The organism is Enterobacter sp. MGH 16, from assembly GCF_000493175.1.
Lineage (GTDB): Bacteria > Pseudomonadota > Gammaproteobacteria > Enterobacterales > Enterobacteriaceae > Enterobacter > Enterobacter roggenkampii.
In genome coordinates this window covers 1,791,940-1,808,592 of sequence record NZ_KI535695.1, presented here as the reverse complement: position 1 = coordinate 1,808,592, position 16,653 = coordinate 1,791,940, and the positions used below count along the sequence as shown (strand labels likewise).

The following is a 16,653-nucleotide window of genomic DNA, read 5'->3' as shown; positions in this document are numbered from 1 at the left end:
TTCTTCTCCTCCGTAATGTCCGGTTATTCTGGAGAAGAACTGTTGATGTATTTTGCTGAGAATATGGAGCAGCTATGGAGATGAAAAAGTTAAGGATTAAACAGCGTGTTAAGGCTATTTAATCCTTATTAAGCGGTGCAACGTTTGTTTACCGATCTTTGCGCCACGCATCGGCCGTCAATGCTTCACCGAAATGCCCGGCTATCAGCCGTTTTGTCAGCTCGTGAAGCGGGGAGGCCATCACATCCGCCGTGCTGCCGCGTTCGACCACTTCACCCTGGTGCATAACCATCACCTGATCGCTGATGTGTTTCATCATCCCCAGATGCTGGGTGACGTAGATATACGAGATGCCCTGTTTTTCCTGCAGCTCCAGCATCAGGTTAATCAGCTGTGAACGCATCGACATATCCAGCGAGGCAAGCGCTTCGTCAGCAATGATCACTTTCGGGCGCAAAATCAACGCACGCGCCAGACCCAGACGCTGTTTCTGGCCGGGAGCCAGCATGTGCGGGTAGTAGCTTTCGTGGTCCGGTAATAGCCCAACCATGCGCAGTGTTTCGAAGATACGCTTGCGGCGCGCCTCGGGCTCCAGGTCGGTGTTCAGACGCAGCGGAAAATCGAGGATCTGCGAAATGCGCTGGCGTGGGTTGAGCGAGGTCGACGGATCCTGGAAGATCATGCGGATGCGCTGGCTGCGGAAAGAGTAATCCCCGAACGTGAGAGGGTGATCGTCAATCAATACTTCGCCAGCCGTCGGTTCAACCATACCGGCGAGCATTTTCGCAAGGGTGGATTTCCCGGAACCGTTCTCGCCGATGATTGCCAGGGTCTGTTTTTCACGCAGGGTAAAGCTGAGCGGTTTTACCGCGTCGACAGTTTGACGATGAAACAGCCCCGTGCGGTAGCGAAAGGTCTTACTCAGGTTGCGGACTTCCAGCAAGGTTTCGACCATTTCACTCTCTCTCCATGTTCAGCGGGAAATGACAGGCGTAAAGATGATTTTTGGCCCCGGTCAGGCGTGGCGTCTCGATACATTTACGCTGAGCATACGGGCAACGCGGCCCCAGACGACAGCCTATCGGCAACGATTCCAGCAGCGGAATCGCCCCGGGCAGGGTATTCAGGCGGCTCTTATGCGGCATGGCGCTGCCAAAATCGGGAATAGCGCGGATTAGCGCCTGCGTATACGGGTGGTGCGGCGCGGTGATCAGGTCTTCACTCGGCGCGGTTTCGACCGTTTGTCCGCAGTACATCACGTCAATCTTATCCGCCCATTTGCTGAGCATTTGCAGGTCATGGCTGATCAGCAAAATGGTGGTGTTGTTATTTTGGTTGAGGCGCGACAGCAGGCGGAAAATTTGCGCCTGCGTGGTGGGCTCCATCGCGTTCGTCGGTTCATCCGCAAGCAGCAGTCGCGGCTGATTGGCCAGCGCGATGGCAATCATCACTTTCTGACATTCACCGTCGGTCAGCTCGTACGGGAAGCTGCGCATCGCATCTTTGTGATCTTTAATCCCGACGCGGTGTAAAAGCTCAATGGCGCGACGCTTGCGCCAGCCCACGCGCTGCCACCAGCGGCCTTTATAGGTCCAGCCGGGGATATTCTGCATCAGCTGTTTGCCCACGCGCTCGGACGGGTCGAGACAGGACTGCGGCTCCTGGAAAATCATGGAGACGTTGTGCCCGACCAGCTTACGCCGCTCGCGGGGAGAGAGGCGCAGCAGGTCGATATCATCAAACCGCATACGGTCTGCGGTGACGCGCCAGTTGTCTTTCGCCACGCCGCAGATGGCTTTGGCGATCAGGCTTTTGCCTGATCCGGATTCCCCCACCAGCCCGCGAATTTCACCCTCCGCGAGGGTGATGCTGATGCGATCGACGGCTTTAACCCAGCCTTCACCGGTTTTGAATTCGATGGTGAGGTTGCGGATATCAAGAAGCGGCATTATTGCACCCCCGCGTTTATTGCACGGCGAATACCGTCACCCAGCAGGTTGATCAGCAGCACGCTCACCATAATGGCCGCACCCGGCAGCATAACCGTCCACGGTGCCACGTAAATTAACTCCAGCGCGTCACCGAGCATCGCACCCCATTCGGGCGACGGCAGCTGCGCGCCGAGGTCGAGGAAGCCGAGCGCCGCGATGTCCAGGATCGCCATCGACAGAGCGCGGGTGATCTCGGTGACCAGCCCGGCGGCGATGTTAGGCAACACGGCAAACCACAGAATATTGAAGGTGGTCGCGCCGTCCAGACGCGCAGCGACGACATACTCTTTTTCCAGCTCGTCATGCACCATGCTGTAAACCGAGCGCACGATGCGGGGCAGGATAGCCAGCCAGACGGCGAACATGGCATGCGACAGGTGCGGACCGGCAAAGGCAACCACAACGATCGCCAGCAGCAGTGATGGAATCGACAGCAGCGTATCCAGAATGTGGTTAAGCACCGCCGAGCGCAGGCCATGCGTGGATCCCGCAAAAATACCCAGCGCCAGCCCGCAGATCGTGGCCGCGAGCGTCACCACAAACGCGCCGCCCACCGTCGGGGCCGCACCGCTCAGCAGGCGGCTCAACACGTCACGTCCGAGGTCGTCCGTTCCCAGGAAGAAAGAGACCTCTCCGTAGCGCGACCAGGACGGCGGCAGCAGCTGATAGCCAAGGAACTGCTGGTCAATGCCGTACGGCGCAAACCAGGAGCCAAAGACACAGAGCAACACCAGACCGGCGCAGCCATAAAGGCCGATCATCGCCGTGGTATCGCCATAGAATTTACGCCACACGGTACGCAGCACACCGGGCGTGCGCTTTTCACTGTATACGCTATCGTAAGGCATACCATTCCTTATGCTTCAATGGGTTGGCCATGGCACCCAGAATATCGGACAACACGTTGACAATAATCACCAGCGAACCAATCACCATCACGCCTGCGGAAATCGCGGCGTAGTCCTGCTGGCGGATAGCGTTAATCAGCCACCGCCCGAGGCCAGGCCAGCTAAAGACCATCTCGGTGATCATGGCCAGCGTGAGCATGGTGGAGAACTGTAATCCCAGACGCGGAATAACCGGCGGCAACGCGTTGTGCAGGACGTTGCGGCGCAGGATGGTCAGGCGCGACAGTCCGCGCGTGGCGGCGGCTTTGACATAGTTCTGGTCAAACACCTCGATGGTGCTCAGGCGCATCAGGCGGATCACTTCGGTTGTTGGCGCAACCGCCAGCGTCAGCACCGGCAATACCATATGGCGCAGGGCGCTGACGATCATCTCGTGACGCCACACCGAATCAGACAGCCACGCGTCGATGATGGCAAAGCCCGTCACCGATTTAACCGTGTAGAGCAGGTCAAAACGGCCAGAAACCGGTAGCCAGCCCATTGTCAGCGAGAAGAAAAGCGTCAGCAGAAGCGCCAGCCAGAAGACCGGGATGGAGAAGCCGAGCAGGGCGAGGGCGCTGATAAACTTATCCTGCCATTTGTTGCGATATATCCCGGCCAGCATGCCCACGGGGATCCCGACCATCAGGGCAAACCCGAAGGCCAGAATGCACAGCTCCATCGTGGCCGGGAAAACCTCTTTCAACTGCTCGGAAATCAGCTGCCCGTTAATGCTGGACACGCCGAAATCCCAGTGCAGCAGCCCGTTAAACCAGAAGAGCCAGGCATCCCACAGCGACGATCCCTGGAGCGGGGCGTGGGGCGTGAAATAGCTCAGGCTAAAGCCGACAAAGTTCAGGAAAAAGAGCGTCACCAGCAGCAAAAGGAGCCGTCGCAAGGTAAAAATAATCATGGTTTTTTCACCTCTTGTTCTTTTTCACGCGACACGCCGGCGAACGAGGCGTTGCCAAACGGGCTCAGCACCAGGCCTTTAATATCATAGCGATACGCCTGAAGGCGCAGGGAAGAGGCCAGCGGCAGCACCGGCAGTTCCTGAGCTAAGATCTTCTGCGCTTCATCATAGGCGTCGATGCGCGAGGCCAGCTGTTGGGAAGCCAGCGCTTTTTGCAGCACGGCGTCAAACTCCCGGTTACACCAGTGGGCGTAGTTGGTCTGCGAGTTTATCGCCGCACAGCTCAGCAGCGGCCGGAAGAAGCTGTCCGGATCGTTACTGTCGGTGGCCCAGCCGGTCAGGGTTAAATCATGATTCATGTCCATCAGGCGCGCCTCCTGGAAACGGCCCTCTACCGGTACGATGATCACTTTTACGCCCACCTGCGCCATATCCGCCTGCAGCAGTTCGGCGGTTTTGAGCGGGCTCGGGTTCCACGCCTGGGAGCTGGTGGGCACCCAAAGCTGCAGCGTGAGGTTTTCTGCGCCCAGCGCTTTCAGCTGTTCACGCGCTTTTGCCGGATTGTATTCCGTAATTTTAGCCTCACCGTCGTAGGCCCACGAGGCGCGCGGTAAAATTGAGGCGGCGGTTTCCGCCGTACCGTAATAAATCGACTGCATCAGGCGCTGGTTGTTGATGGCCAGCGCAAGGGCGTGACGAACGGCAGGGTTATTCAACGGCGGCTTATCGGTGTTAAAGGCCAGATACGCGATGTTCATCCCCGGGCGTAGCGTCAGACGCAGGCGCGGATCGTCGCGCAAAATCGTGAGCTGGCTGGCCGCGGGCCAGGCAAGCACGTCACATTCCCCGGTGAGCAGTTTTGACAGACGTCCCGTCCCGCCAGAACCGAGATCGACCACCACCTGCGGCATCAGCGGCGTACCCCGCCAGAAATGTTCGTGGCGCTGCAGACGAATATATTGCCCGGCGCGGTATTCGGCCAGCTGGAACGGACCGGTGCCGACCGGCTGACGATCGAGCAGTTCCTGACGATCTTTTTTCGTCAGCTTCGCCGCGTATTCGGCCGACATGACGGACGCATAGTGGGTTGCCAGATGCCACAGGAATGAGGCATCCGGGCGCGTCAGCGTGAATTCAACCGTGCGGTTGTCCAGCTTGCGCACGCTTTTCACGGTGTCGGCAAACTGCAGGCTGTCGAAATAGGGGAAATTGCTGCCGTTAACGTTATGCCACGGGTGATTGCGGTTGAAGATACGCTGGAAGGTGAAGACCACGTCATCCGCATTCAGCTTGCGCGAGGGGGTAAACCACGGCGTACGCTGAAACGCAACATCATCGCGCAGGTGAAAACGGTAGGTTGCGCCGTTATCCAGCACTTCCCAGCTTTCCGCAAGCTCGGGCACAAGACGGTAGGTGTACGGGTCTACATCAAGCAGACGATCGTAAAGCTGCGCGGCAAGGGTATCCACAATCAGGCCGCTGCCCGCTTTTTGCGGGTTGAAGGTATCCACCTGGCCGCTTACGCAATAGACGAAGCCGCTGTCACGAATGTCAGGCTGCGGCGTTTGCCCGGGCGCGGCAAAGGCCTGGCTGCTAAACAGACCAAGTGCAAAAAAGGACGATAAAACCAGACGCATAATTTTTAAGGTATTAAATATGAAGTGGCTATCCTACTAATTTTAAACGACATTATCCAGTATCGTTTAAGCCTGAGGGCATAATGGGGGCAGTAACATTTGCAGTCGGTCACTCAGCGTCACAACCCGATGCACGTTCATACCTGCAATCCACTTTGAATATACCTCATGGACTATCTTAGCATTTTCGTGGCGCATCTGACTCGCTATAAACGAAGGATTCGCTCCGGCGGATAGCATCAAGCTTGTGAATGTATGCCGTGAATGACAGGAAGACATGTTGTCGCTATCAGATCTGGGATCATACTTTCTGAAGAAAAATAGCCGGTAAAATGCGGCCGTTTATCACCAGATCTGAGAGCAGATCAAGTACGGGTAAGGCAATGGCATACGAACAGTCTAAATAGCATAGAGTAAAAATGCTCACTTTGTTGTTACGTGCGTACCTGCCACCCTGGTTCATTTTTTCAGCACTTTCATAAGCATCATCAGTACAAACGCTATCATTGCAGACAGACCAAAATTGATCAGAATTGCTGTGAAATCATAGTTATTCATGGCTTCTTCACCATCGCCTGATATCTGGATATGTTGCATGAAAACATCATTAATCCAGCTGTCCGGGACGAGGATAAAACTGGCAATAAGTAAAACAACGAATATTATGATTTTCATCTCACACCACATTTACTGAAGTCAGGTACACCACGAATATCAATTTCGATTCCAATACCATTTTGGCTACCCTATTTGGCGGGTTGAATGGTCAGTTCCAGTATTCATATTTCGTCGTCATCACGGCCTTATGTTTTTCCACATACTGTTTACCCGTCCGATCGGCTGGGACAATCGTGGTATCCATATTGGCGCGTGTGCATTCTCCATGCGAGTTCCACTCCTCACACGTTGTCAGGTTTTTTTCAATGGTGAAATACGTCTGGGTCTTGCTCAGGGACAGATCACGGCCCTCGTTATCGTAGGTATACTCTTCTATGGTTGAGGGGGACTCGGTTTTGATCAGGCGATCATTGTCATCATAGCTGTATACAGTTGTATAGTTATCTATCGCCAAACTTCCTTTGCTTACCACCCTTGCCAGCAACCCTGATGAATTGAATACGTAGTCTATTGCGCCCACTGTGGTTTTATCTTTATCTCCTGGTTTTGTGGCCGCAATAATCGAACGATTAACCACGTGGCTGATAAGTCCATTGTTGTTCAGCTGGTACATCCCCTCCAGCGTCTGCCGATATAATTGTGTGGCCTTCTGACTGTTATTATCGACTATTACGCCGTTCGCATCCAACTGAATGCGCCAGCCAAATTCCGTTCTGTTTAACTGAATTTCATTGATAGTCGTGAAAACATTTTTCGGTCCCGGTGAGGTTTTGACCTCTTTAACACTGCTGCCAGTGAGTTCACCGCATTGATCAAAGTTGCTTTGAGCCGATGCGCGGATATACCCATCAGGGCTATCAACAGTGATTTCGACTGACTTAGGGATTTCGGTTCTTGTCTGCTGGTTCAGGAGGATGAGGTTGTTCAATTTGTTTTTAGCGAAAGTTTCCGCTGTGCATTGTGCGGCATAAGTCTGAAATGAGCAGAGGGATAGGAAAGTAATAAGTATGTTTTTATTATTGAATGGCATTGTATGTTGTCCTAAGGAGTGGAGCAGTTATCCAGGCTTGGTTTTGTAAAATGTCTGCTGTTAAATGCTGATATTGTCAGCGCATTTGATGCTTTTTAAGCAATGCCCTTAACTGATGGTAGGTCAGACCCAGCAGTTCAGCCGCCCGTTTCTGGTTGTATTTCGCCATCTTCAGGCTTTGCTCCAGCAGCTGTTTCTCCTGGTCGTGCTGGAACTGGCGCAAATCAAAGGGAAGAGCAGGGGCGTCGCCTGGAGACGTTGGTGCGGACGACAGCGCGCTGCGCTGAAAAGGATCGATAATGATGTTGTCCAGCTCCGTCTCGCTGCTGCCGTGGCGATAGACGGAACGCTCCACGACGTTTTTCAGCTCGCGGATATTGCCCGGCCAGTGGTACGCGAGCAGCGTCTCCCGTGCATAATCGCTGAAGCCGGGGAACAGCGGCAGTCCGAGCTCGCGGCACATCTGAATCGCAAACTGGTCTGCCAGCAGCATAATGTCGCTTCTTCGCTCGCGCAGCGGAGGAAGCTGCACGACGTCAAAGGCCAGTCGGTCAAGCAGGTCGGCACGGAATGTTTCCTCTGCCACCCTCTCCGGCAGGTTGGCGTTAGTGGCGCACACCAGGCGCACGTTGACTTGCAGCGGCTGACTACCGCCGACGCGCTCCAGTTCGCCGTATTCAATCACGCGCAGCAGTTTCTCCTGCACCAGCATGGGCGCGGTGGCCAGCTCATCAAGAAACAGCGTACCGCCGTCGGCGCGCTCAAAGCGTCCGGGATGGCGTTTCTGGGCGCCGGTAAACGCGCCCGCTTCATGGCCGAAGAGCTCGGTGTCGAGCAGGTTTTCATTCAGCGCCGCGCAGTTAAGGGAAATGAAGGGGCCGTCCCAGCGCCCGGATAAGTAGTGCAGACGGTTGGCGATGAGTTCCTTACCCGTACCGCGCTCGCCGATAATCAGCACCGGTTTATTGAGCGGCGCCAGGCGAGACACCTGTTCCAGCACTTCCAGAAAACTGTTTGCTTCGCCGAGTAAATTGTCTTTGTATCCGGGCATGATGAAATTAACCACTCCTTAGCGATATTCACCAGGTAAGAATAGTTCTTTGCTGCATAAAAATCAATCAGTTCTCGTTAAATCAATAAGATAAAAAATTGGCACGGGAATTGTATTATCCATACAGCAGGGCATTGCCCGATAACAGAACTATGAGGAGTCAATTATGGGTATTTTTTCTCGTTTTGCCGACATCGTGAACGCCAACATCAACTCACTGCTGGAGAAAGCGGAAGATCCGCAGAAGCTGGTGCGTCTGATGATTCAGGAAATGGAAGACACGCTGGTTGAAGTCCGCTCTACCTCCGCCCGCGCGCTGGCTGAGAAAAAACAGCTTACGCGTCGTATTGAACAGGCCACCGCTCAGCTGAATGAATGGCAGGAAAAAGCAGAACTCGCGCTGCGCAAAGACAAAGAGGATCTGGCCCGTGCGGCGCTGATCGAAAAACAGAAGCTGGCAGAGTTGGTCGCGACGCTCGAGCATGAAGTGACCCTGGTGGATGACACGCTCACCCGCATGAAGAAAGAGATTGGCGAGCTGGAAAACAAGCTGAGCGAAACCCGCGCGCGTCAGCAGGCGCTGACCCTGCGTCACCAGGCGGCAAGCTCCTCCCGCGACGTGCGTCGCCAGCTTGACAGCGGTAAGCTGGATGAAGCGATGGCCCGTTTTGAATCGTTTGAGCGTCGTATCGACCAGATGGAAGCGGAAGCCGAAAGCCACGGCATCGGTAAGCAAAAGTCCCTGGATCAACAGTTCGCTGACCTCAAGGCCGATGATGAAATCAGCGAGCAGCTGGCGGCTCTGAAAGCCAAAATGAAGCAAGACAACCAATAATAATGCCTGCGGCACCTGAACGTGCCGCATCGTAAGACAAGGAGTACACATGAGCGCGCTTTTTCTGGCTATTCCCCTGACGATTTTCGTGCTGTTCGTTTTGCCGATTTGGTTATGGCTGCACTACAGCAACCGTTCCTCACGGGGCGAACTTTCCCAGAGTGAACAACAGCGTCTGATACAGCTCTCCGATGAGGCGAACAAAATGCGTGATCGCATTCAGGCGCTGGAAGCCATTCTGGATGCTGAACATCCAAACTGGAGGGACCGTTAATGTCTGGACTGAATCTGAACAAAAAGCTGTGGCGAATTCCACAGCAGGGCATGGTGCGCGGCGTCTGCGCCGGGCTGGCTCACTATCTTGACGTCCCGGTTAAGCTGGTACGCGTGGTGACGGTGCTGTCGATCTTCTTCGGTCTGGCATTTATTACCCTGGTTGCGTACATCGTGTTGTCGTTTGTGCTTGACCCGATGCCGGAAGGAGAGCTGGCGGCGGAAGGCGCTCCCACCAGCAGCGATCTCCTCAATGCTGTGGATGCGCAACTCGCCGCCGGTGAGAAGCGGTTACGGGAAATGGAACGTTATGTCACATCCGATACCTTTACGCTGAGAAGTCGTTTCCGTCAGCTTTAAGAGAGAAAAGAGATGAAACAACACTGGCAACAGGCCGGTCAGAAGGTAAAACCCGGCCTGAAAATCGCAGGTAAGCTGGTCCTGATGACCGCGTTACGTTACGGTCCGGCTGGGGTAGCGGGGTGGGCGATTAAATCGGTTGCCCGCAAGCCGGTCAGAATGGTACTGGCCGTGGCGCTCGAACCGCTGTTGCAAAAGGTGGCGAAACGGCTGTCACGCCGCTACTTATCCCAGTAGTTTCCGCTCGCAGCAGCCCTTTCTCTTCCAGGAGAGGGGCTGGCGATGATGACCCGCACTTCCTCATTTCACCTGCTTTCTTTGCGGCAGCTCACAATATTGCGCTGAGCTGCTTTGCAATCGCATTTTTCTCCTGCCCGGTCCGTTGACAGATATTTTTCATGGGAGTAGATTGCCATTCCGTGGGACCGCTACCATGGAAAATCAAGTGAACGAAAAAATTAAAGCACTCATTAATCTTGTTTATGGAAAAACGTTTTCTGAAGCACATCTTCATATGCTGCTGGAAAATATTGAAAAGGCCGCCTCTGTTATTACGGAAAGGCGTAAAATGGGCTGGGATGAAAAAGATATCGTTCTGATAACCTATGCCGATCAGTTTTCCGCGAAAGGGGAGAAAGCACTCCCTGTTTTTACACGTTTTTATAACAAATGGCTTTCGCATTCTTTTTCTCATGTCCATCTTTTGCCTTTTTATCCGTGGTCTTCGGACGATGGCTTTTCTGTTATTGATTATCATGAAGTTGCGCCTGAAACGGGAACATGGCGAGACGTTGCTGAATTAAAACAGTCAACCAGTTTGATGTTTGATTTCGTCTGCAATCATATGTCGGCCAAAAGTGCCTGGTTTGCTAATTATCTGAAGCAAATGCCGGGATATGATGATTTCTTCATTTCTGTCGATCCTGAGACAGATTTATCCGCGGTGACGCGTCCGCGTGCCTTACCGCTTCTTACGCCTTTCACACTTCATGATGGCAGCGTGCGACATCTGTGGACCACCTTCAGTGAGGACCAGATCGATCTCAACTTCGCCTCTCCGCAGGTACTGATTGCGATGGTCGACGTGCTGCTGCATTACCTTATTGAAGGGGCGCGGTATATTCGACTGGATGCCGTAGGGTTCATGTGGAAAATACCGGGAACGCGCTGCATTCACCTTGAGCAAACCCACCAGCTCATCCAGCTTTTCCGCGCCATTACCGAGGCGGTTGCCCCCGGCACGGTGATTATCACCGAGACCAACGTTCCGCATAAAGATAACGTCTCTTACTTCGGTAACGGCGAAAATGAAGCGCAGATGGTTTATCAGTTCTCGTTGCCTCCGCTGGTGCTGCATGCGGTGCACAGCCAGGATGTCAGCACGCTGAGCCAGTGGGCTGCGTCGCTGGCGTTGCCTTCCACAAAAACCACCTGGTTCAACTTCCTGGCCTCGCATGACGGCATTGGTCTTAACCCATTGCGCGGAATTTTACCGGAGTCGGAGATCCTTTCGCTTGTAGAAAAGCTCCAGACCGAAGGTGCGTTGGTTAACTGGAAAAATAACCCGGATGGCACACGAAGCCCGTATGAAATTAACGTGACCTATCTGGATGCCTTAAGTACGCGAGAAAGTCATGATAGCGAACGCATTGCCCGGTTTATTCTGGCCCATGCTGTCCTGTTAAGCTTCCCCGGCGTGCCTGCGGTTTATATTCAGAGTATTCTCGGCTCCCGTAATGATTATGATGGCGTAGAGCGCCTGGGATATAACCGTGCGATAAATCGTGAGAGATATGCCGCGGGTCAAATTGATTGCGCGCTTGAAGATAAAAATAGTCTCCGTTATCAGGTTTACAGTGCGTTAAATCAGTTAATCGTATTGCGCCGGGCGGAAAAAGCATTCCATCCTGACAGTGAGGCTTATTTCAGTACGTCAGGGAAGCATGTTTTAAAAATTGTCCGCGTGGCGGATTGTGGTGAGAAAATAACAGCGTTGTTTAATTTCAGTGATAATTCTCAAACGGTTGAGTCCGATATTCACTCGGGAAGGGAATTGATTAGCGGAAAAGATATTACCGACACGACTCTGATCCTAAATCCATGGCAGGTATTGTGGATTAAAGAAAACTAAAAAGGACCTTAAACATGAAAATACCCAGAATTGTGCTGATATCAGCACTGGTTTCGTGCGCCCTGTTATCAGGCTGTAAGGATGACAAAGCGTCCTCTGTCACCATTGAGTTTATGCACTCGTCGGTAGAGCAGGAGCGTCAGGCCGTTATTACGAAACTGATCGATAAATTCGAGAAAGAGAACCCGGGCATCACGATAAAACAGGTACCGGTAGAAGAGGATGCCTACAACACCAAGGTGATTACGCTGGCGCGAACCGGCGCGCTGCCTGAAGTGATTGAGGTCAGCCATGACTATGCAAAAGTGATGGATAAAGAACAGCTTCTGGATCGTGACGCAATCGCTGAAGCAATTAAGGCGGTGGGGGAAAACACCTTCTATGACGGCATCTTGCGCGTTGTCCGCACGGAAGACGGCGCAGCCTGGACGGGCGTGCCGATCAGCGCCTGGCTCTCCGGCGTGTGGTACCACAAAGATGTGCTGGCCGCGGCGGGCATTGAGGAGCCGCATAACTGGGAACAGCTTCTGCAAGCCAGCCAGCGCCTGAACGACCCGGCTAAAAAACATTACGGCATCGCGTTACCGACTGCGGAAAGCGTGATGACCGAACAGTCGTTCTCTCAGTTTGCCCTTTCCGGTGGCGCGAACGTGTTTGATGCAAAAGGGAATGTCGACATCGATACCCCGGAAATGGCCAAAGCGCTGGCGTTTTATAAAGCGCTGGCTGCGACCACCATGCCGGGTTCGAACGATGTTATGGAGATCAAAGACGCCTTCATGAACGGTTCTGCGCCGATGGCGGTTTACTCCACCTACATCCTGCCCGCCGTCTACAAGGACGGAAACCCTGCCAATCTGGGCTTCGTTGTCCCGACTGAAAACTCATCGGCGGTGTACGGCATGATCACCTCGCTGACGATCACCACCGGACAAACCGAAGAGGAGACCAAAGCGGCCGAGAAGTTTGTTACCTGGATGGAACAGGCTCAAAACGCGACGGACTGGGTCATGATGTCGCCGGGCGCGGCGCTGCCGGTAAACAAAGGGGTGGTGGGCACGGATACCTGGAAAAACAACGACGTGATTAAAGCGTTTGGGCAGTTGCCATATGAGCTGATTGCACAGTTCCCGAACGTGCAGGTGTTTGGCGCGGTTGGGGATAAAAACTTCACCCGCATGGGCGACGTGACGGGCTCCGGCATTATCAGCTCCATGGTACATAACGTCACGGTGGGGCAGAAGGACCTTAACACAACGTTAAGCAGCAGCCAGAAGCGACTGACTGATCTCATTACACAACGATAGGAGCGCTCTGCGGAAGGAAATTATGAAGACGTTGTTTTCTGGTCGTTCAGATATGCCTTTCGCCATGCTGCTGTTGGCCCCCAGCCTGATTCTGCTGGGGGGCCTGGTGGCCTGGCCAATGATTTCCAATATTGAAATCAGTTTTTTACGCTTGCCGCTCAACCCGCGCATTAGCGCCGTGTTTGTCGGACTGGACAATTACATTCGCATCCTCGGCGATGCCGCTTTCTGGCACTCGCTGTGGATGACCTTCTGGTACACCGCGCTGGTGGTGATTGGCAGCACGGTGCTGGGGCTGGCCGTCGCCATCTTCTTTAATCGCGAGTTTCGCCTGCGTAAGACGGCACGTTCACTGGTGATTTTATCCTACGTCACGCCGTCTATTTCGCTGGTGTTTGCCTGGAAATACATGTTCAACAACGGCTACGGCATTGTGAACTATCTGGGCGTAGACCTGTTGCACCTGTATGACCAGGCGCCGCTGTGGTTCGACAACCCGAACAGCAGCTTCGTACTGGTGGTGCTGTTCGCGATCTGGCGTTACTTCCCGTACGCGTTTATCTCATTCCTGGCGATTTTACAGACTATTGATAAATCCCTGTATGAAGCGGCGGAAATGGACGGCGCGAATGCCTGGCAACGTTTTCGGATCGTCACGCTGCCCGCGATTATGCCGGTACTGGCCACGGTGGTCACGCTTCGCACCATCTGGATGTTCTACATGTTTGCTGACGTCTACCTGCTGACCACGAAGGTCGATATTTTGGGCGTCTATCTCTACAAAACCGCATTCGCTTTCAACGACTTGGGTAAAGCAGCGGCGATCTCTGTGGTGCTGTTCGTGATCATCTTCGCTGTGATTCTGCTGACCAGAAAAAGGGTGAACCTCAATGGCAACAAATAAACGCGTACTGAGCCGTATTGGTTTTTATCTCGGGCTGGCGGTATTCCTGATCATCACGCTGTTCCCGTTCTTCGTGATGCTGATGACGTCATTCAAGAGCGCCAAAGAGGCGATCTCGCTCCACCCAACCATTCTGCCGCAGGCGTGGACGCTGCAGCATTACATCGACATCTTTAACCCGCTGATCTTCCCGTTTGTGGATTACTTCAGAAACAGCATGGTGGTGTCGCTGACCTCATCGGTGATTGCCGTGTTTCTCGGTACGCTGGGCGCTTACGCCTTGTCCAAGCTGCGTTTTAAGGGACGCACGACGATCAACGCGAGTTTTTACACCGTCTACATGTTCTCCGGCATCTTGCTGGTGGTGCCGTTGTTCAAAATCATCACCGCGCTTGGGATCTACGACACCGAGCTGGCGCTGATTATCACCATGGTGACGCAGACGTTACCGACGGCGGTGTTCATGCTGCGCAGCTACTTCGACACCATTCCGGACGAAATAGAAGAGGCCGCGATGATGGACGGCCTTAACCGCCTGCAAATCATCTTCCGTATTACCGTACCGCTGGCGATATCCGGGCTCGTATCGGTGTTTGTTTACTGCTTCATGGTGGCGTGGAACGACTATCTGTTTGCGTCCATTTTCCTGTCCAGCGCCAGCAACTTCACCTTGCCGGTCGGGCTGAACACGCTCTTTAGCACACCCGATTATATCTGGGGTCGCATGATGGCGGCATCGCTGGTGACGGCCCTTCCGGTGGTCATCATGTACGCCCTGTCTGAACGTTTTATTAAAAGTGGTTTGACCGCCGGTGGCGTGAAGGGCTGAGGCGGCCAATTTTAACAAGGAGTCAATCATGAAAAAATTAGTTGCGACAGCGCCACGCGTGGCGGCGCTGGTGGAATATGAAGATCGTGCTGTGGAAGCACATGAAGTGAAAATTCGTGCCCGCTTTGGTGCCCCGAAGCACGGCACTGAAGTGGTCGATTTCCGCGCCGCAAGCCCGTTTATCGATGAAGAGTTCAACGCGGAGTGGCAGATGTTCACGCCGCGTGAAGAGGGCGCAGCGCGCGGTATCGAGTTCGGTAAGTTCCAGCTGGGCAACATGATTGTTGGCGACATCATCGAATGCGGTGCGGACGTCACGGAATACCAGACGGGCGATCGCGTCTGCTGCTACGGTCCGCTGCAGGAGACGGTTATCGTGAATGCCGTCAACAACTACAAGCTGCGCAAAATGCCGCAGGGCGCCTCGTGGAAGAACGCCGTTTGCTACGATCCGGCACAGTTTGCCATGAGCGGCGTGCGTGATGCCAACGTCCGCGTGGGCGACTTTGTTGTCGTGGTCGGCCTGGGAGCCATCGGACAGATTGCGATTCAGCTGGCGAAAAAAGCGGGCGCGTCAGTTGTTATCGGCGTGGATCCGATCGAACACCGCTGCGAGATCGCCCGTCGTCACGGTGCGGACCACTGCCTGAACCCAATCGGCACAGACGTTGGTCTGGAAATTAAAAAGCTGACCGGAAAGCAGGGCGCAGACGTGATCATTGAGACCAGCGGCTTTGCCGATGCGCTGCAGTCCGCACTGCGCGGCCTCGCCTACGGCGGCACCATATCCTACGTTGCGTTCGCTAAACCGTTCTCAGCAGGCTTTAACCTGGGGCGTGAAGCGCATTTCAACAACGCGAAGATTGTCTTCTCTCGCGCCTGCAGTGAGCCAAACCCGGATTACCCGCGCTGGAGCCGCAAGCGTATTGAAGAGACCTGCTGGGAACTGCTGATGAACGGTTATCTGAATTGTGAAGATCTGATCGACCCAGTTGTGACCTTCACCACCAGCGCTGAAAGCTACATGAAATATGTGGATCAGCATCCGGAACTGAGCATCAAAATGGGCGTCACTTTTTAAGCTAAGGAAAGCAACTCATGAAAATCGCAACACAAAATCAGGCCTTTTTCCCGTCCAACATCCTGGAAAAATTCGAGTACATCAAGGCGATGGGTTTTGATGGCTATGAGATTGACGGCAAGCTACTGGTGGAAAATCTCGCCGAGGTGAAAGCGGCGATTAAGGCCACCGGCCTGCCGGTCACGACCGCCTGCGGCGGATACGATGGCTGGATTGGTGACTTTATCGAAGAGCGTCGTCTGAACGGTTTAGCGCAGATTGAACGCATTCTGGAAGCCCTGGCCGAAGTGGGTGGCAAGGGCATTATCGTGCCTGCAGCCTGGGGAATGTTTACCTTCCGTTTGCCGCCGATGACCTCTCCACGCAGCCTGGAAGGCGACCGCAAAGCGGTGAGTGCGTCGCTGCGCTGGCTGGATGAGGTGGCCGCGCGCACCGGAACCACCGTCTACCTGGAGCCGCTGAACCGCTATCAGGATCACATGATCAACACCCTGGCTGACGCACGACGCTATATCGAAGAGAACGGCCTCAAGCATGTGCAGATCATCGGCGATTTCTATCATATGAACATTGAAGAAGATTCGCTGCCGGAGGCGCTGCATCAACATCGCGATCTGCTGGGCCATGTGCATATCGCCGATAATCACCGTTACCAGCCGGGAAGCGGTAGCCTCGATTTTGCCAGCCTGTTCAATCAGCTGCGTGCGGATAATTACCAGGGCTATGTGGTATACGAGTGTCGCGTGCGCGCTGAGGATCCCGCTCAGGCTTACCGGGATTCACTCACTTATTTACGCGAATGCTAA

At 54.0% G+C, this 16,653-nt stretch carries 18 protein-coding genes and 1 pseudogene; 10 read left to right on the top strand and 9 right to left on the bottom strand.

What is annotated here, in order from left to right; genetic code table 11:
* Positions 1-148 precede the first annotated feature (148 nt).
* From sapF to pspF, 9 genes and pseudogenes are all read right to left on the bottom strand, one after another.
* The gene (gene sapF / locus L362_RS14155) at positions 149-955 is read right to left on the bottom strand and encodes a putrescine export ABC transporter ATP-binding protein SapF (protein ID WP_008501227.1); all 807 of its coding nucleotides are present in this window, start codon (positions 953-955) and stop codon (positions 149-151) included.
* Position 956: 1 nt separating this feature from the next.
* Entirely contained in the window at positions 957-1,949 is a 993-nt protein-coding gene (gene sapD / locus L362_RS14160) for a putrescine export ABC transporter ATP-binding protein SapD (RefSeq protein ID WP_023344325.1), read from the bottom strand.
* Positions 1,949-2,839, bottom strand: a complete 891-nt coding sequence (sapC, locus tag L362_RS14165; protein ID WP_023327624.1) for a putrescine export ABC transporter permease SapC — start codon at positions 2,837-2,839, stop codon at positions 1,949-1,951. The genes sapD and sapC overlap by 1 nt, the downstream gene beginning before the upstream one ends.
* Positions 2,826-3,791, bottom strand: a complete 966-nt coding sequence (sapB, locus tag L362_RS14170; protein ID WP_008501230.1) for a putrescine export ABC transporter permease SapB — start codon at positions 3,789-3,791, stop codon at positions 2,826-2,828. Before sapB ends, sapC begins: the two co-directional genes overlap by 14 nt.
* Entirely contained in the window at positions 3,788-5,428 is a 1,641-nt protein-coding gene (sapA, locus tag L362_RS14175; protein WP_008501231.1) for an ABC transporter substrate-binding protein SapA, read from the bottom strand. The genes sapB and sapA overlap by 4 nt, the downstream gene beginning before the upstream one ends.
* A 66-nt stretch (positions 5,429-5,494) precedes the next feature.
* Positions 5,495-5,692: pseudogene (locus L362_RS25095) on the bottom strand (site-specific integrase); the annotation flags it as partial.
* Between the two features lie 195 nt (positions 5,693-5,887).
* Positions 5,888-6,103, bottom strand: coding sequence for a hypothetical protein (locus L362_RS14180; protein ID WP_021240286.1), 216 nt, complete (start codon positions 6,101-6,103; stop codon positions 5,888-5,890).
* Positions 6,104-6,194: 91 nt separating this feature from the next.
* Positions 6,195-7,076 carry a hypothetical protein gene (locus L362_RS14185; protein WP_021240285.1) on the bottom strand — a complete coding sequence of 294 codons (882 nt, stop codon included), beginning with the start codon at positions 7,074-7,076 and terminating at the stop codon, positions 6,195-6,197.
* A 76-nt stretch (positions 7,077-7,152) separates the two neighbouring features.
* A complete protein-coding gene (gene pspF, locus L362_RS14190) occupies positions 7,153-8,142 on the bottom strand; it encodes a phage shock protein operon transcriptional activator (RefSeq protein WP_162790824.1) in 990 nt (329 codons plus the stop codon).
* 151 nt (positions 8,143-8,293) lie between these two features.
* On the opposite strand from pspF, the gene pspA reads away from it, so the two are divergent.
* The 10 genes from pspA to L362_RS14240 all read left to right on the top strand — a co-directional run bounded on the left by pspA (position 8,294) and on the right by L362_RS14240 (position 16,653).
* Entirely contained in the window at positions 8,294-8,962 is a 669-nt protein-coding gene (gene pspA / locus L362_RS14195) for a phage shock protein PspA (protein WP_021240283.1), read from the top strand.
* A gap of 49 nt (positions 8,963-9,011) precedes the next feature.
* The gene (pspB, locus tag L362_RS14200) at positions 9,012-9,236 is read left to right on the top strand and encodes an envelope stress response membrane protein PspB (RefSeq protein WP_023344323.1); all 225 of its coding nucleotides are present in this window, start codon (positions 9,012-9,014) and stop codon (positions 9,234-9,236) included.
* Entirely contained in the window at positions 9,236-9,595 is a 360-nt protein-coding gene (gene pspC, locus L362_RS14205; protein ID WP_008501237.1) for an envelope stress response membrane protein PspC, read from the top strand. Before pspB ends, pspC begins: the two co-directional genes overlap by 1 nt.
* Positions 9,596-9,607: 12 nt before the next feature.
* Positions 9,608-9,832 carry a phage shock protein PspD gene (gene pspD, locus L362_RS14210; RefSeq protein ID WP_023292260.1) on the top strand — a complete coding sequence of 75 codons (225 nt, stop codon included), beginning with the start codon at positions 9,608-9,610 and terminating at the stop codon, positions 9,830-9,832.
* A 196-nt stretch (positions 9,833-10,028) separates the two neighbouring features.
* Entirely contained in the window at positions 10,029-11,726 is a 1,698-nt protein-coding gene (locus L362_RS14215) for a sugar phosphorylase (RefSeq protein WP_023344322.1), read from the top strand.
* Positions 11,727-11,740: 14 nt separating this feature from the next.
* Positions 11,741-13,033, top strand: coding sequence for an ABC transporter substrate-binding protein (locus tag L362_RS14220; RefSeq protein WP_023327619.1), 1,293 nt, complete (start codon positions 11,741-11,743; stop codon positions 13,031-13,033).
* A 22-nt stretch (positions 13,034-13,055) separates the two neighbouring features.
* Positions 13,056-13,937 carry a carbohydrate ABC transporter permease gene (locus L362_RS14225; RefSeq protein ID WP_008501242.1) on the top strand — a complete coding sequence of 294 codons (882 nt, stop codon included), beginning with the start codon at positions 13,056-13,058 and terminating at the stop codon, positions 13,935-13,937.
* Complete coding sequence (locus L362_RS14230) at positions 13,924-14,766, top strand: carbohydrate ABC transporter permease (protein ID WP_008501243.1); 843 nt, start codon at positions 13,924-13,926, stop codon at positions 14,764-14,766. The genes L362_RS14225 and L362_RS14230 overlap by 14 nt, the downstream gene beginning before the upstream one ends.
* 28 nt (positions 14,767-14,794) lie before the next feature.
* Positions 14,795-15,847 carry a zinc-dependent alcohol dehydrogenase gene (locus L362_RS14235; protein WP_023327617.1) on the top strand — a complete coding sequence of 351 codons (1,053 nt, stop codon included), beginning with the start codon at positions 14,795-14,797 and terminating at the stop codon, positions 15,845-15,847.
* 17 nt (positions 15,848-15,864) lie between these two features.
* Entirely contained in the window at positions 15,865-16,653 is a 789-nt protein-coding gene (locus L362_RS14240; RefSeq protein WP_023327616.1) for a sugar phosphate isomerase/epimerase family protein, read from the top strand.

Excerpts from the sequence above, each read along its gene's own strand:
- sapF (WP_008501227.1), bottom strand. The coding sequence starts at position 955 with ATGGTCGAAACCTTGCTGGAAGTCCGCAACCTGAGTAAGACCTTTCGC.
- sapD (WP_023344325.1), bottom strand. The coding sequence starts at position 1,949 with ATGCCGCTTCTTGATATCCGCAACCTCACCATCGAATTCAAAACCGGT.
- sapC (WP_023327624.1), bottom strand. The coding sequence starts at position 2,839 with ATGCCTTACGATAGCGTATACAGTGAAAAGCGCACGCCCGGTGTGCTG.
- sapB (WP_008501230.1), bottom strand. The coding sequence starts at position 3,791 with ATGATTATTTTTACCTTGCGACGGCTCCTTTTGCTGCTGGTGACGCTC.
- sapA (WP_008501231.1), bottom strand. The coding sequence starts at position 5,428 with ATGCGTCTGGTTTTATCGTCCTTTTTTGCACTTGGTCTGTTTAGCAGC.
- L362_RS14180 (WP_021240286.1), bottom strand. The coding sequence starts at position 6,103 with ATGAAAATCATAATATTCGTTGTTTTACTTATTGCCAGTTTTATCCTC.
- L362_RS14185 (WP_021240285.1), bottom strand. The coding sequence starts at position 7,076 with ATGCCATTCAATAATAAAAACATACTTATTACTTTCCTATCCCTCTGC.
- pspA (WP_021240283.1), top strand. The coding sequence starts at position 8,294 with ATGGGTATTTTTTCTCGTTTTGCCGACATCGTGAACGCCAACATCAAC.
- pspB (WP_023344323.1), top strand. The coding sequence starts at position 9,012 with ATGAGCGCGCTTTTTCTGGCTATTCCCCTGACGATTTTCGTGCTGTTC.
- pspC (WP_008501237.1), top strand. The coding sequence starts at position 9,236 with ATGTCTGGACTGAATCTGAACAAAAAGCTGTGGCGAATTCCACAGCAG.
- pspD (WP_023292260.1), top strand. The coding sequence starts at position 9,608 with ATGAAACAACACTGGCAACAGGCCGGTCAGAAGGTAAAACCCGGCCTG.
- L362_RS14215 (WP_023344322.1), top strand. The coding sequence starts at position 10,029 with ATGGAAAATCAAGTGAACGAAAAAATTAAAGCACTCATTAATCTTGTT.
- L362_RS14220 (WP_023327619.1), top strand. The coding sequence starts at position 11,741 with ATGAAAATACCCAGAATTGTGCTGATATCAGCACTGGTTTCGTGCGCC.
- L362_RS14225 (WP_008501242.1), top strand. The coding sequence starts at position 13,056 with ATGAAGACGTTGTTTTCTGGTCGTTCAGATATGCCTTTCGCCATGCTG.
- L362_RS14230 (WP_008501243.1), top strand. The coding sequence starts at position 13,924 with ATGGCAACAAATAAACGCGTACTGAGCCGTATTGGTTTTTATCTCGGG.
- L362_RS14235 (WP_023327617.1), top strand. The coding sequence starts at position 14,795 with ATGAAAAAATTAGTTGCGACAGCGCCACGCGTGGCGGCGCTGGTGGAA.
- L362_RS14240 (WP_023327616.1), top strand. The coding sequence starts at position 15,865 with ATGAAAATCGCAACACAAAATCAGGCCTTTTTCCCGTCCAACATCCTG.